General features: G+C 48.9%; 11 protein-coding genes and 1 pseudogene. 11 read left to right on the forward strand and 1 reads right to left on the reverse strand.

From position 1 onward, the window contains the following. Positions 1-55: 55 nt before the first annotated feature. The 4 genes from OGY06_RS00365 (at position 56) to OGY06_RS00380 (ending at position 4,747) form a co-directional block, all read left to right on the forward strand. Positions 56-753 (forward strand): IS1-like element IS1A family transposase gene (locus OGY06_RS00365; RefSeq protein ID WP_103215986.1). Its coding sequence is split into 2 segments (ribosomal slippage): positions 56-305 and positions 305-753, totalling 699 coding nucleotides; the frame shifts between segments, so codons are not numbered across the junction. Between the two features lie 176 nt (positions 754-929). Further along, positions 930-2,342, forward strand: coding sequence for a site-specific integrase (locus OGY06_RS00370; protein ID WP_231912277.1), 1,413 nt, complete (start codon positions 930-932; stop codon positions 2,340-2,342). A gap of 85 nt (positions 2,343-2,427) precedes the next feature. Further along, positions 2,428-4,341 (forward strand): DUF927 domain-containing protein, encoded by a 1,914-nt coding sequence (locus tag OGY06_RS00375; RefSeq protein WP_103015402.1) that lies wholly within the window; start codon positions 2,428-2,430, stop codon positions 4,339-4,341. A gap of 49 nt (positions 4,342-4,390) precedes the next feature. Further along, positions 4,391-4,747 (forward strand): Arm DNA-binding domain-containing protein, encoded by a 357-nt coding sequence (locus tag OGY06_RS00380; RefSeq protein ID WP_053520772.1) that lies wholly within the window; start codon positions 4,391-4,393, stop codon positions 4,745-4,747. A 55-nt stretch (positions 4,748-4,802) separates the two neighbouring features. On the opposite strand, the gene OGY06_RS00385 is transcribed toward OGY06_RS00380, so the two are convergent. Continuing rightward, entirely contained in the window at positions 4,803-5,987 is a 1,185-nt protein-coding gene (locus OGY06_RS00385) for a tyrosine-type recombinase/integrase (protein WP_045332297.1), read from the reverse strand. Between the two features lie 544 nt (positions 5,988-6,531). On the opposite strand from OGY06_RS00385, the gene OGY06_RS00390 reads away from it, so the two are divergent. The 7 genes and pseudogenes from OGY06_RS00390 to OGY06_RS00420 all read left to right on the forward strand — a co-directional run bounded on the left by OGY06_RS00390 (position 6,532) and on the right by OGY06_RS00420 (position 14,850). Further along, the gene (locus OGY06_RS00390; RefSeq protein WP_286604437.1) at positions 6,532-8,529 is read left to right on the forward strand and encodes a BCCT family transporter; all 1,998 of its coding nucleotides are present in this window, start codon (positions 6,532-6,534) and stop codon (positions 8,527-8,529) included. Between the two features lie 64 nt (positions 8,530-8,593). After that, on the forward strand, positions 8,594-9,871 hold the full coding sequence (locus tag OGY06_RS00395) for a DUF2254 domain-containing protein (RefSeq protein ID WP_003036928.1): 1,278 nt from the start codon (positions 8,594-8,596) through the stop codon (positions 9,869-9,871). 275 nt (positions 9,872-10,146) lie between these two features. Continuing rightward, positions 10,147-10,290, forward strand: a pseudogene (locus tag OGY06_RS23185) (oxidoreductase); the annotation flags it as partial. Positions 10,291-10,978: 688 nt separating this feature from the next. After that, entirely contained in the window at positions 10,979-11,392 is a 414-nt protein-coding gene (locus tag OGY06_RS00405) for a hypothetical protein (protein ID WP_042111466.1), read from the forward strand. A gap of 287 nt (positions 11,393-11,679) precedes the next feature. Next, complete coding sequence (locus OGY06_RS00410; RefSeq protein ID WP_042111470.1) at positions 11,680-12,246, forward strand: hypothetical protein; 567 nt, start codon at positions 11,680-11,682, stop codon at positions 12,244-12,246. Positions 12,247-12,765: 519 nt separating this feature from the next. Beyond that, positions 12,766-13,644 (forward strand): restriction endonuclease, encoded by an 879-nt coding sequence (locus tag OGY06_RS00415; RefSeq protein WP_042111475.1) that lies wholly within the window; start codon positions 12,766-12,768, stop codon positions 13,642-13,644. Between the two features lie 85 nt (positions 13,645-13,729). Further along, positions 13,730-14,850 (forward strand): IS3-like element ISSen4 family transposase gene (locus tag OGY06_RS00420; RefSeq protein WP_103015411.1). Its coding sequence is split into 2 segments (ribosomal slippage): positions 13,730-13,988 and positions 13,988-14,850, totalling 1,122 coding nucleotides; the frame shifts between segments, so codons are not numbered across the junction. Positions 14,851-14,879: the final 29 nt, after the last annotated feature.

Raw genomic sequence — 14,879 nt, forward strand, 5'->3', positions numbered from 1 at the left:
GGTGATGCTGCCAACTTACTGATTTAGTGTATGATGGTGTTTTTGAGGTGCTCCAGTGGCTTCTGTTTCTATCAGCTGTCCCTCCTGTTCAGCTACTGACGGGGTGGTGCGTAACGGCAAAAGCACTGCCGGACATCAGCGCTATCTCTGCTCTCACTGCCGTAAAACATGGCAACTGCAGTTCACTTACACCGCTTCTCAACCCGGTACGCACCAGAAAATCATTGATATGGCCATGAATGGTGTTGGATGCCGGGCAACCGCCCGCATTATGGGCGTTGGCCTCAACACGATTTTACGTCACTTAAAAAACTCAGGCCGCAGTCGGTAACCTCGCGCATACAGCCGGGCAGTGACGTCATCGTCTGCGCGGAAATGGACGAACAGTGGGGCTATGTCGGGGCTAAATCGCGCCAGCGCTGGCTGTTTTACGCGTATGACAGGCTCCGGAAGACGGTTGTTGCGCACGTATTCGGTGAACGCACTATGGCGACGCTGGGGCGTCTTATGAGCCTGCTGTCACCCTTTGACGTGGTGATATGGATGACGGATGGCTGGCCGCTGTATGAATCCCGCCTGAAGGGAAAGCTGCACGTAATCAGCAAGCGATATACGCAGCGAATTGAGCGGCATAACCTGAATCTGAGGCAGCACCTGGCACGGCTGGGACGGAAGTCGCTGTCGTTCTCAAAATCGGTGGAGCTGCATGACAAAGTCATCGGGCATTATCTGAACATAAAACACTATCAATAAGTTGGAGTCATTACCCAAAAGTTGACTTACTTTGGGCGACGCATCCGGAACACAATTTTTTTATATGGTTTAACGCTATTTTCACTTTTCCCTGAGCAGGAGTACTCTTGATGAATCATCATGGTCTTTCTGACTTGAGTATTAAATGTCAATGGGCATGTAAGAGCTGATTTTTCATGGGCTTGAAAGTGATGTCACGAATAAATAAGCTTATCCCATTGTTGGCCGACATATTAACTTACTCATTATCATCTGAATTTTCAGAGGACCATGTACATATTATGGATGTTAATTACCCTTTAAATAAAATAACGCAAGCGCTGGATGAAAAGAGCATCGCTGCTGCTCATAAAAATTCCTTCAATGTAGATGTGGAGATTCATGGATATTCCGACCAAGGAGTATCTAATGCTATAGAATATTCAGAGGTTGCACCTAAAAATACTGGAGGTGTTTTTACTAAAGCCTTTCTTGATGAATATAAAATCCGTGCAGTACAAACTGGCCGGACTATCGAAGCCAGCGATACAAAATGTACCGGGCTTAAGGCTATATTCCACTCATCCGGACGCATTAAGTTTATTGTCCGCAAAAGTATTCGCGGAAAAAATGTTTACGTTTCCGTAGGAAGTTACCCTGAATTTTCCATTAATAACGCAAGGGAGCATGCCTTTAAAATAATTCAGGAGCTTAAGGCTTCCGTTGAGACTTATGGTGAGCGTTTTCTTACTCACAGTAAAATGACGTTTAATGAGCTTGTGGATGAGTATGAGAAAAGCGTACTCAGCACGGGCGTTAAGCGTTCAGCTAACACCGATCTTTCTAAGATCCGTAAATACCTGCGCCCTCTTCTCGGTGCCAAAAAGCTGGCAGGTATGACGGAGGCAGATATTCTGAGCTATCTGCATAATCTCGATCTCAAGCCAGCCACCCGCAATCGCCATCTGGCGCTCATTAAAGCGGTGTTTACCAGGGCAATACGCATGGGATACATCAGCCGCTCTCCGGCGCTTTATATCAAAGCGCTGCCTGAAGTAACGTCAGATCGCCGCGCCATGGATGACTCCCAGCTTCAGCGCTGGATGGAAGTCTGTGAGTGCTGGCGTAATGGTAAACCCGATCATGAAGGCCTTGCTCTGCTCATGTTCCTTGCCCTGACGGGGCTGCGTCTGGGGGAAACCCGTCACCTTCGTCTTGAAGATGTGGACTGGAGCCGCAAAGTTATCACCCTTCGCCACACCAAAAACGGCAAACTCCGCCGCGTACCGGTATGTGATAAGGCTTTCGTTCTTCTGACAGAACAGCGTCAGCATCTGGGTGATGAAGGCTGGGTATTTCCGGGCAAGGGGACCGACAATCCGGTTTCTGAGCCGCGTCGCCTGCAAAAACGGCTTTGTGAGGCTGCGGGTATTCCACCGTTCACCATCCATGAGATGCGACATACCTTTGCGACAAAGCTCATTGAGAGCGGGGCCGACATTCACACCGTCAAAGACTTACTGGGTCACAGCACGATAAAAGTAACGGAACTTTACTTGCACGCTTCCCCGGCGCGTTATCACGAAGTCGTTAATCGGGCGATGGGGTAACAACCTGCATTCAACGACATGGCTTTTAACTAGGGTTCAAATGTCACCCGTTTTCTGACGGTGGCGTAATTTGATGGTAATACACATGAATAAAAAAGTGACAATTAATGTTCCTAAGGTTTCCGGGATTAAGCGTATTCGCGCTTTTGCTGACCGCGATAAAAATTTCAACAAAATGTCGGAAGCAATTATCAGGCGTGCTGAAAACACTGAGGTCGGTGAAGATGATATCGCTTCACTCGGTATTGGTGATGGGCTGCCACGGCATTATGTGAATACGGCTGATGGCCTTTTCTACATCGGTGGACAGAAACCTGTGCAGGTTTGCACCACGCCAGTTGTGCCTGTCGCCCTGTTTTGTGGAAAAGATAAGGAGTCCGGTCTTGGGATCAGCCTGATGACCGGTAACGGGCTGGGTAAGTATGTTAAGGCCCAGGTGAGCTTTGAGGATATTGTTCAGGGTGGTGCTCAGGTTATGGGCAGACTGGCAGGTCGTGGATTTTGTGTTGGCCCCTCTCCACAGCAGCTTGCTCTTTTTGACCGTTTTATTCAGAGCTGCCGGAGTTTACCGCTGCCTGTCTATCTGATGGCAGATGCAATGGGATTCGTTTCGGAGGATATGGCCTTTTTACATGGTCATGAGCCCGTTGTGACCTCTCTGACCGGGTTTGATTATCTGCTGCCGGGATTCCGCGTGCGTCCCGGACTGCACAAAGGCGGGGCTCTGGAGGAGTGGATTAACCTCATCCGGGAAAATGCCCATGGCTGGGCGCAGACCTTTGCGCTGAGTGCGTCCTTTGCTTCGATGCTTCTGGTTCCTGCCGGTATGGATGTGGGCATGTTTCATTTTCACGGCGTATCCACCACCGGTAAAACGCTTCTCCTGATGCTGGCTGCATCGGTCCATGGTGATGGCAGCGAGCCGGGTAGTGGGGGGAATGTAAATATTATTCGCTGGAATACCACGCCTAACGCGATGGAGCGCCTTCTCGCTGACTATTCCGGTCTGGTCGCCTGCGTCGATGAACTGGGTGCGAGTAATCATAAGCAACTTTCCTCACTGCTTTACAACATTACGTCAGGTACGGCAAAAGAGCGCCTGAACCGTGGCCTGACGGCAGATGAGCCGTTTAAATGGCGCATGTTTATTCTCTCCACCGGTGAGATGTCAATCTCCGAAAAGCTGGCTGAACAGAAAGCCGTGTTACAGGGAGGGCAGGAGCACAGGGCCATCAGTATGGAACTGTTGCCTGAGGATGCTCAAAAACCGGATGAACCGGTATCAGAAACACGTGCCCGTGCAGATGCACTGAAGACGGGGCTGGCAGAGGCTTATGGTCATGCCGGGCCTGCATTTATCGGCAAACTGTTATCCGGGAAAAATACGGCTGGCGGTCTTCGCACCTACGCAGAGTTTTCATCCTGGCTCCAGGAACAGACAGATGATTGCTGTAACGCACTGGAAGAGGCCCTGAGGGATGAGGGGCGTGATATTACCCGCGTTCAGCGGCGCGGACTGAAAAGATTTGCGCTGGTATGGCTGGCAGGAGAGAAGGCGCTGAAATATGGCCTTTTACCTTTCGAAAGCGATGCGGTGGCTGAATCCGTTATGTCCGCTGCACGACGCTGGCTGGATGATAACCAGAATCAGTATAACCCGGTGCGTAACATGCTGGAGGAGCTTCAGCTGACGCTGGTGACAAAAAGCAGCAGGCACTTTATCACCCTGCGTGACGAACATGCCCGATGCCCGGGAGATATGTGGGGATTCGTCCATTACAAAACCGGCGACTTCCTGATTTATGAATCGGTGTTTGAAAAGCTCTGTTCTGAAAAGGGACTTAAGACCGTTGATGTGGCCAGACCGTTAGAGCGTTCCGGTTATCTGCTTGGCGAAAGTGCCGGACACTATAAAAAAAGAGCGCTGAAGACGATGGCGCAGTCTTACTACCAGGTCAAAAAAGCGTTTCTGAAATGCAATGTGATGACCGAATTTTAACCCTGAATAAAACCATTTTGACTGAATAACAACGAATAGAAGGTGATGTATGATTTTTGAATCAGACCAGTACTATGACGGTTTTCCTCACGCTATCAGCAGCGAAAATGAAGAAAAAACCTCATTCAATGATTACGCTCTGGTTAACACACTGGCGGAGTGCCTGTATCACGACATTTCTCGTGAAATCTTCGATGGCAGTGAGCCGGCGCTCCGGGCCGTCATTGCCAACGGTAAGATTAAATTCCTGGCTCGTTATACGCTTCAAGGGGCCTGCTATTATGAACCCCTCGGCACATTTCCACGTATGCCCGTTAACGTCGCGCGTGAACGAGCACGTGAACTCTATAACAGATTTGATGATAACCGGGTGCCGGATGAAGAATATGGGGCCATCCCGTTCTGACTGATGGCTGAACAGTAAAAAAAAAGCAGGGGCACTTGCCTCTGCTTTTCTGTTATCACAAGGACGGTAGCTGAGCCGTTATCCTTTCCGCCAGTAACTGACTGGTGTTCTGTAAGCGCTGAGGATGAAGATGCGCATACCGTTGTGAAGACTGACTGCTGCGGTGCCCCAGTTGAGCCTGAACGTCATACAGTGTTCCGCCGTAGGACACGATGAGGGCGGCAACCGAATGGCGGCAGGTATGAATACACACTTCCTTGTCGAAAATTCCCGCCCGACGCACGATACGCTGAAAGGCTTTAACCGGGTTACTCAGCGGCATTCCCTGTTTTTTACCAATAAACAACCACGGATTTCCCCGCTGCGTTGGCAGCGTTCTGATTACGTCCATCGCCAGTGAGTTAAGGTGAACAATCCGTCCATAGCCATTCTTGGTTTCCGGGAGCCACAGGGTGCGTTTAACCGGGTCAACATGCTCCCACTTAGCCAGACGCAGCTCATCACGACGAAGGCCGGTCAGTAACAGCAGTTTGACATAGCGGGCAGCTACAGGGCTGGTATCGTTATCGGCGGAGAGAAAAATACGACGAATTTCGTCCTCGGTAAAATAACGCTGTCGGGCGTTGTTCTCCCTGAGTAGCTGTACCACCCTTGCCGGATGAACAGAGGTCATGCTTTGCCTTCCGGCCCATGTAAAGACGGCTTTAATGAGTACGATGACACGGTTACAGGTAGCCGCTGACAGGGAAGTACTTAACGTCTGCTGAAGGCGCAGAATGCTCGCTGGTGTGATATCGCTCAGCAGCCTCTGACCAATGGCGGGACGGATATGATCGCGGTAGCGCTGAACATCCTTTCCCCAACTGCGTTTAGCGGATTTTGCCCATGGCAGATAATGCTGATTAAAGAGTTCATCGAACGTCAGCTCCATTCTCTTGTTTTCACGCTCCTGCTTAGGGTCAGTGCCGGTGGCAAGGGAACGTTTGTGTTCTATGGCAATCTGACGAGCAAGATTGACGTCCACTTCAGGCCAGTGACCAATGGCGATGGCGCGTTTTCGTCCATGATAAAGGTAGCGTAGCAAAAACTTTTTACGACCTTCTCTTCTGCTGACCAGACACTTGAGGCCGGAAATCTCGGTGTCGCTGTATTCGGCATCGGTACTGCGTGCATCGGATGTGTTAGGGGGCAGGGATTTAATGAGCTGATTAGTAAAACGGAAGCGTTTCGGGCTGGACATATTACCTCCTGTGACTGGTGTAAAGAACGTCAGGGTTGACCCATCCCCGGCACGGCGCTTTTTATGGTTGAGTTGATTTTCTGGCATGGCGAAGGGAATGCTGGTGCCACATGGTATGAATTAAGACGGGAAATGCAGAAAGAGCAGGCTTTACGGTCTGATTCTGGTCTTAAGGGGAAAGATTGCCGTTGGGGAAGTGTTCACAGAAATAATATGTGTTTCAGTCGGGTATAATTACATGCCATAAGGACCAGTAGCGTTGCCTGTATGTGGGGCGGCTATGTGCCAAAAGCAGAAGCTGGTAATTCGTGTCTAATATACTTCACTTAACGTATATCCCAGCTCTGGTACAGAATATGCAAATTAAATACCCAAGAAGTGGCAGGCTGATTAACAAAGAACTCCTTCGATTATAGGATGATTTGTATCGGCACTCATCACACCATGTGCTCGATTCACGCCGCATAGTCAGTTGAATTTTGCTACTCTGTAAGAGGTGGTAAGCATTATCCAATACGGATTTAAATCAATGGAATAAATGATTATGAGTGAAAATGAAACAATCCCAAAGAAGTCTCACAGCCAGATTAACAAAGCTGTATTCTTTACATCTGCTTTGTTAATTTTTCTTCTTGTCGCTTTTGCCGCTGCATTCCCGGATGTTGCTGACAAAAATTTCAAACTACTTCAGCAACAAATCTTCACGAATGCAAGCTGGTTCTACATCCTTGCTGTGGCCCTGATTTTATTGAGTGTCACGTTTCTGGGACTCTCACGCTACGGTGATATCAAGCTGGGTCCGGACCATGCGCAACCTGATTTCAGCTATCACTCCTGGTTTGCGATGCTTTTTTCGGCAGGGATGGGGATCGGCCTGATGTTCTTTGGCGTTGCTGAACCGGTGATGCATTATCTCTCACCTCCCGTTGGCGCCCCAGAGACTGTTGCGGCAGCGAAGGAAGCAATGCGGCTGACCTTCTTCCACTGGGGTCTGCATGCCTGGGCAATATATGCCATTGTAGCGCTGATTCTGGCCTTTTTCAGTTACCGCCACGGTCTACCTTTAACGCTGCGTTCTGCACTCTATCCCATTATTGGCGATCGCATATACGGACCTATAGGCCATGCGGTTGATATTTTTGCCGTTATAGGTACGGTCTTTGGCGTTGCAACATCGCTGGGTTACGGTGTTTTGCAGGTGAATGCCGGTTTGAACCACCTATTCGGGGTGCCCATTAATGAAACGGTGCAGGTCATTCTGATCGTGGCCATCACGGGGTTAGCGACGATTTCTGTGGTGACCGGCCTAGACAAGGGAATACGTATCCTGTCTGAGCTCAATTTGGGCCTCGCGTTGTTGCTCCTGGCGCTGGTCCTGTGTCTGGGGCCAACTGTGCTTCTGCTGAAGTCATTTGTGGAAAATACCGGCGGTTATCTTTCGGAACTGGTGAGTAAAACGTTCAATCTTTACGCATATGAACCTAAGTCGAGCAACTGGCTGGGGGGCTGGACATTACTGTACTGGGGATGGTGGCTTTCATGGTCGCCATTTGTGGGGATGTTTATCGCACGGGTCTCACGCGGCCGAACCATTCGCGAATTTGTCACCGGTGTGCTGTTTGTTCCGGCCGGCTTTACGCTCATGTGGATGACGGTGTTTGGTAACAGCGCAATCTATCTCATTATGAACCAGGGGGCGACCGATCTCGCCAATACCGTCCAACAGGATGTCTCGCTGGCCTTGTTCAATTTCCTGGAGCATTTCCCGTTCTCCTCCGTGCTGTCATTTATTGCAATGGCTATGGTCATCGTCTTCTTTGTCACATCTGCTGACTCGGGGGCAATGGTTGTAGATACTCTGGCATCAGGTGGGGTGGCAAACACACCCGTCTGGCAGCGAATCTTCTGGGCATCGCTCATGGGAGTTGTTGCAATTGCGCTTCTCCTTGCGGGAGGGCTGAGCGCGCTGCAAACGGTGACAATAGCAAGTGCATTACCCTTCTCCGTGATCTTGCTGATATCCATATACGGGCTGTTAAAAGCCCTGCGTCGAGATTTGACTAAGCGTGAAAGCCTGAGCATGGCGACTATTGCTCCTACGGCTGCACGTAACCCAATTCCCTGGCAGAGAAGGTTACGCAATATCGCGTATCTGCCGAAACGATCTCTTGTGAAACGTTTTATGGACGACATTATCCAGCCTGCCATGACGCCGGTTCAGGAAGAACTGAACAAGCAGGGGACGATAAGCCACATTAGTGACGCAGCCGACGATCGTATTCGTCTTGAAGTGGATTTGGGCAACGAGCTGAATTTTATATATGAAGTGAGGCTTCGCGGGTATAGCTCACCCACCTTCGCGCTCGCCGCAATGGATAATGATGAGCAGCAGACTGACCAACATCGATATTATCGCGCTGAGGTTTATCTCAAAGAAGGCGGTCAAAATTATGATGTGATGGGCTGGAATCAGGAACAGTTGATTAATGACATACTGGACCAGTACGAAAAACACCTGCACTTCCTGCACCTGGTTCGTTGATAGCAAAATGCCGTCCTAGGGGGCGGCAATTATTTATCCCGACCGCAATACGAGGGAATGCAGAATGATTTCACGCTGGCAATGGATTCTGAAGCAAACATTTAAGAAACTCTGGTTCAGAGCTACGTTATTCGCAATTGTCGCGATAATAACGGCTCTTTTATCTATTCTTTTTAAATCAATGATTCCTGAGTCGGTTTCAGTGAAGGTTGGTGCGGAAGCAGTTGATAACATTCTGAACATACTGGCATCGAGTATGCTGGCAGTGACCACATTTTCGCTGAGTATCATGGTCACAGCCTACGGTTCAGCCACTACTAATGTTACTCCCAGAGCAACGCGTTTAGTTGTGGAAGACGTAACCACACAAAATGTACTGGCCACCTTCATTGGTTCCTTTCTCTTCAGTCTGGTAGGAATTATTGCCCTCAATATGGGAGCCTACGGAGAAAGGGGAAGAGTCATTTTATTCATTGTCACACTCGTTGTCATTGCCCTCATCCTCATCACATTGCTTCGTTGGATACAGCATTTGACCTCTCTGGGGAGGGTCGGTGAGACAACAGCAAAAGTAGAACAGGCGGCCATCGAAACATTTATTGCGAGAGCCAGAAATCCCTGTCTCGGCGGATATCCATGGCTTGAGAGCTATGAACAGCCGAAAGGAACGGTTGCAGTTTATCCGAAGAAGATTGGCTATGTTGAATATATTGATATGGAGAAACTCAGCAAGCTGCTGGCCAATGATCCTCGTCATGTATACCTTGTGGCGCAACCAGGCAGTTTCATTCATCCGTCCATGCCAGCTTTGTACCTGAGTCAGGGCCAGGAGTCATCAATCTGCGCCGATTTACTTGAGACGATCATTGTCTCGGATGTGCGTTCATTTGCTCAGGATCCCCGATTTTGTCTTAGCGTCATGGCCGAAATAGCCTGCAGAGCCCTTTCACCCGCAGTGAACGATCCTGGAACCGCAATCGATGTCATTGGCAGAGGTGTTCGTATACTTTCTGCTTACGCGCAGAATAAGTCTCATGAAATTGAAGTGACCTATCCTTCAGTACACGTTGCGCCACTTCAGAACAACGATCTCCTGGAAGACTTTTTCTCACCTGTCGCACGCGATGGTGCCAGTATGAGAGAGATTCAGATAAGAGTGCTCAAAGGGCTATCTATGCTGAGTACGGGTTGGCCTGAGATGTTTGCTGATGCCGCGCACACTCTGGCAATTGAAACATTAGAGCATGCAAATCGCGCTGACCATATAGACTCCGATAGAGAATTCATAAAATCAATTTATTTTGATTTGTTTTTTGATGAAAACGCTAATAAGCAATCATAGTTGTGGAGCAAGCGATTTGGTTGCTAGCGAGACAAGAACAAAGCGTCTGCATGAGAATGGGCGTCTGCTTTGTATTAGAAGAGAACATACTGAGTCTTCATCACTTTTGCAGCAGGCTTTATCTCTACGTAAGACATCGCCTACAATCAAATATTTCGGTTTAATACCAGGAGAACACTAAATGTAGAAATTATGTCTACTCAGTTCGGAACAGACTACTGTTTTTTTATTCCGTAGCTGAGACCATCATATTTCCTCCAGCAAAGGAGATAAAAATGGAAAAATTATTTACCCCGTTTCAGACCGGTGATACTGACCTGGTAAACCGCGTCGTTATGGCCCCCATGACCCGCTCACGGGCAATGACTAGTGATACCGCTGATGAACTGACCGCAAAATATTATCAGCTGCGTGAATCCGTATGGGGCAAACCGGAGGTCGTCCGTGACGGGCTCAGGGATCTGGTTCGCCGCACGGGCGCAGATGAAATTATGGTGAACTCATGGCAAGGCACTCGTCTTTGCCGCTCTTCAGAAATAATGCTGAGTATTCTACCGGAAAGGCAAAAGGATCATTTACCAAAGATAATGACGAGAAAGTCATTGACGAAGCGGGGAAGGGGTTAAGTCATCAATCCATATCAAAATATCAGACGCCTGTTTACGCTATGCGGGCGTCCGCTTTTCGCTCACAGCGGACTTTATGCTCGATGAGTTCGCCCGCTCTTTGCCGGGAGCGGAAGTTGCTTAATTTACCCTGAATCAAACAATAAGGGAGCAGGTCAAGTTTTCGATTGTTCTGTCAGATGTTTCCGCATCAATGCATTTTGTAGTGTCACTCCACGACTCGACCTGCCAGACGACTCACGTGAACACTCTTGCCTACCCGCAATAATGACGTGGATGTGATCGCCCTGGCGCCAATGCTTGGCGACGTTGACGCTGAGTAACGTGAAACTGGACAAGGTTGTGGCCAAAATGATCGAGATCGGGGCATCGGTCAAATAAATGAAAATTTCTTCTGCAGGCTATACCTCTTTTGCTTTCTCCCAGGTTTACGCATGGGCATACTTAATATCCTTCAATGCCCATAACCACAGGAATAATAATGAGTATTCAGCGACGTGAGGTGTATCTGGTCTTGAAACAACTATCAGATGGCCGGTTGTTTTATGTGGAAGGATTGAGAAGCGCCAGCAATTATTTTTTTGATGGCCATGCTCGGGTGCTCACTTCCCCGGCTGGTTCAGCGAGCTTTATTGAGTTCGAACCAGGTGAACGCCCTATGCAACTTTTCCATATGCCAGATGAAGAAGGTACTCAATGGCAAGCTGCTTTCCATGATTTCGGCTGCTCGCCTGAATTTGGAGAACCTAAATTGGAATACGTCATATTTGTTGGCGCTTATTCCGATGACCGCGAGCGTACCATTGAGTTGATGAATATGGGCATGACTCATGCGTGGGAAATTATTGAGGGCAAGTGCGAACTGCGCGAAGGCGAGTTCGAAGCAGAATGGTAACTGACACATCGACAAATCTTGAACTTTGGACGGTCTACGATAATCCCATAGACTTCCCGGACCAGTTCATGGCCCGTCGGTTTGACATAACCAGTGCGCCCAGCCACCTGGCTAGACCTTTGAGCAAATCTGGGAGCGCTTCGACCGCCAGGGTTACATCTGGCTGGCGCGCAAACCCGTTGACGATCTGGTGATCGTTGGCACCTTCCTGCGCTGATTTAAATTTTGTTATATCAGGCAGTTTTTTACTTTGATTAGACTTCAAACAACAATGCATAGAGGGAACCATGAAAAAGCCACAACAGATGTACGACCTGCAAATTCCTGATGACGACTATAAAATGGCAGCAGTCATGGAACGTGATAAGTTGAACTTTGAGTCTCCCAACAAATGGTTTTACGTGGGTGCTGACAGCCGAGACCTCGGCTTTGCGAAAGTAGGAATTACGATGGGCGATTTAACATCCCGCTCATACGGCACCAACAACCCTAATTTCTACCTGTTCTGCGCCTTTCAGTGCCAGCAAAGCACAACGGAAGCACAGCTCAAAAGCATTGAAAAAAGCGCTATAAACTATCTCGATGGTGTGTTCTGCGCCGAAAACGGTCAGACAAAGCGGGCGCGTCACATGGAGTCACAACGCCTGTCAGAGTGTTATTACGATGTAAATTTCGAGGATTTTTTTGTCGAGGTGCATGAATACCTATTGGATAATCACGTCAGCTATTTCCAGACTTGTGGTTTCGAAAATGAAGCAGGCGGTGATGGAGGCTATGCACTTGCGTGGGAGTTCAGTTCTCTCCTTAAACCCGAAGTTAAAAGGTACTTCCTGAACAGGATCCTCCGGGGGTGATAAATTAAGTACCTCCCTCACAAAGAAAAGCGCCCGTAGAGGCGCTTATTTTATGGGCGTTAATTAGTTAATATTGTGTTTTTTCTTTAACTTACTAATTGCATCAGATTTTTTTCACATTCATCAAATACTCGAATGTAACGACGGTAATCGTTTTCAGTGTCATTTGCCCAGAAATAAAGAAAACAACGTTTCTCCGTTTTTCCTTCTGAACGATTGCGCCATGTTGTATTAACTTCGTAAAGAGTATACGGAAGTTCCTCTTCATTGAACTGAAGTGGCACACTGAATTTGGCCGCCTGAAAAGAGCTGATTTTATTCGGCATGCTATTTTAAAAAAAAACATCGCGAGATCAACAATAGCTGCCAACGTCCGCTCCTCGCTCACAGTGGACCTTCTGCTCAGTTAGTTTGGCCGCGTTCTGCCAATAGCGGGACACGCTAATGCTGGTGTACAGGTGCTGACTCATTTCCTCCTCCACTTTCATCCCGTTATACTGTGAAAAAAAGGAGGTAGGCGTGAAACTGAAAATGCAGGATTTGAGGCTGTTTAATCTCGTGTTTGAGAGCGATCCTGGCTGGATACTTGATTTCTCTAACCGCACCTTGTCTGCTTTTTTTGATGAAGAACTAAACATTGATATTGATGATGAACGTTATCAGGAAGAGGGGACGTCAAAGGCCAAACGAGTTAGATGCTTGCTGAAACAGGCTGATCGTGAGACCGCTCTGCGGGTTCTTGGCGCTGTCTGGCAGTATAAAACGGAATCCATGCCTGAACAGGCTGAACAAAGCCGTAATGACTATCTTGCACTGATTTCCCGCTTAGAAAACGCTGGCACCGATGAAGCCAAAGGCGTAAAGCCTGTCCAGGCATGGCATGGTGTTGACTGGCCTTCACTTATCGCTGAAATGAACGAGATGAAATCTCTGCCGCCACATCCACGTGGTTTTCGGTTTGAAGCCTGGCTTGCTGAACTGTTCAGTATCTTTAAGCTCGCTCCCCGTTCGTCTTTCCGAAACACAGGCGAACAGATTGACGGAAGTTTCCGACTGAATGATGAATTTTACCTGATAGAGGCAAAGTGGCATCAGAAAAGAACGTCGGCTGCCGATCTCCATGTATTTGAAGGAAAGCTCAGTACCAAGGCAACCTGGACACGCGGTGTTTTTATCAGTTGGATGGGGTTTACGCCTGAAGGTCTGACGGCTTTTGGTAAAGGGAAGCGTGTTATCTGTGTCAGTGGTTATGATCTTTACCACTCACTGAGTCATGGAATCCCTTTGCCCGGCCTTCTGGACGCTAAAACCCGGCACGCAGCTGAAACGGGAGAGCCCTATGCTGAGTTCGACCGACTATATGCACTGAAGAACAAACAGTTTGGCACGATGAAATAACGGGTTGGGAAGCGTGACCTGCTCCCCGTTGATTAGTACACCCCGATGTTAGTAATGTCTTCATAAGCCACATGAGGACATCCCCATGAAGAAGCGTTTTTCCGACGAACAGATCATCAGTATTCTCCGCGAAGCCGAAGCTGGGGTACCCGCCCGTGAACTCTGCCGCAAGCATGCCATTTCCGATGCCACGTTTTACACCTGGCGTAAGAAGTATGGCAGTATGGAGGTGCCTGAAGTTAAGCGCCTGAAGTCGCTTGAGGAAGAGAACGCCAGACTCAAGAAGCTGCTTGCCGAAGCCATGCTGGATAAAGAGGCGCTTCAGGTGGCTCTTGGGCGAAAGTACTGACGACAGACCAGAAGCGGGAAGCCGTGATGTTGATGTGTGATGCGACCGGTCTGTCGCAACGTCGTGCCTGCAGGCTTACAGGTTTATCCCTGTCGACCTGCCGCTATGAGGCTCACCGTCCGGCTGCTGATGCGCATTTATCAGGGCGCATCACTGAGCTGGCACTGGAGCGCAGGCGTTTTGGCTACCGTCGTATTTGGCAGTTGCTGCGCCGTGAAGGGCTTCATGTTAATCATAAGCGCGTGTACCGGCTTTATCACCTCAGTGGCCTGGGCGTAAAACGCAGAAGACGTCGTAAAGGGCTGGCAACAGAACGTCTGCCGCTGCTCCGTCCGGCGGCGCCCAATCTGACCTGGTCGATGGATTTCGTCATGGACGCACTTTCCACCGGTCGCAGGATCAAGTGTCTTACCTGCGTCGATGATTTCACAAAGGAATGCCTGACGGTCACTGTTGCCTTTGGGATTTCAGGCGTTCAGGTCACGCGTATTCTGGACAGCATTGCACTGTTTCGAGGCTATCCGGCGACGATAAGAACTGACCAGGGGCCGGAGTTCACTTGCCGTGCACTGGATCAATGGGCCTTTGAGCATGGTGTTGAGTTGCGCTTAATCCAGCCGGGCAAGCCAACGCAGAACGGATATATTGAGAGCTTTAACGGACGATTTCGCGATGAATGTTTGAATGAGCACTGGTTCAGCGATATCGTTCATGCCAGGAAAATTATTAATGACTGGCGGCAGGATTATAACGAATGCCGCCCGCACTCCACGCTGAATTATCAGACACCGTCTGAATTTGCAGCGGGCTGGAGAAAGGGTCATTCTGAGAATGAAGATTCCGACGTTACTAACTGAGTGTTGTATCTAATCGTGGGGGCAGGTCA

The sequence above is a fragment of the Citrobacter sp. Cpo147 genome, from assembly GCF_030332405.1.
GTDB lineage: Bacteria > Pseudomonadota > Gammaproteobacteria > Enterobacterales > Enterobacteriaceae > Citrobacter > Citrobacter portucalensis.

Bases quoted from the DNA above. Each gene is read 5' to 3' on its own strand.
- OGY06_RS00395 (WP_003036928.1), top strand. From the start codon at position 8,594: ATGATTTCACGCTGGCAATGGATTCTGAAGCAAACATTTAAGAAACTC.
- OGY06_RS00410 (WP_042111470.1), top strand. From the start codon at position 11,680: ATGAAAAAGCCACAACAGATGTACGACCTGCAAATTCCTGATGACGAC.
- OGY06_RS00380 (WP_053520772.1), top strand. From the start codon at position 4,391: ATGATTTTTGAATCAGACCAGTACTATGACGGTTTTCCTCACGCTATC.
- OGY06_RS00390 (WP_286604437.1), top strand. From the start codon at position 6,532: ATGAGTGAAAATGAAACAATCCCAAAGAAGTCTCACAGCCAGATTAAC.
- OGY06_RS00375 (WP_103015402.1), top strand. From the start codon at position 2,428: ATGAATAAAAAAGTGACAATTAATGTTCCTAAGGTTTCCGGGATTAAG.
- OGY06_RS00405 (WP_042111466.1), top strand. From the start codon at position 10,979: ATGAGTATTCAGCGACGTGAGGTGTATCTGGTCTTGAAACAACTATCA.
- OGY06_RS00385 (WP_045332297.1), bottom strand. From the start codon at position 5,987: ATGTCCAGCCCGAAACGCTTCCGTTTTACTAATCAGCTCATTAAATCC.
- OGY06_RS00370 (WP_231912277.1), top strand. From the start codon at position 930: ATGGGCTTGAAAGTGATGTCACGAATAAATAAGCTTATCCCATTGTTG.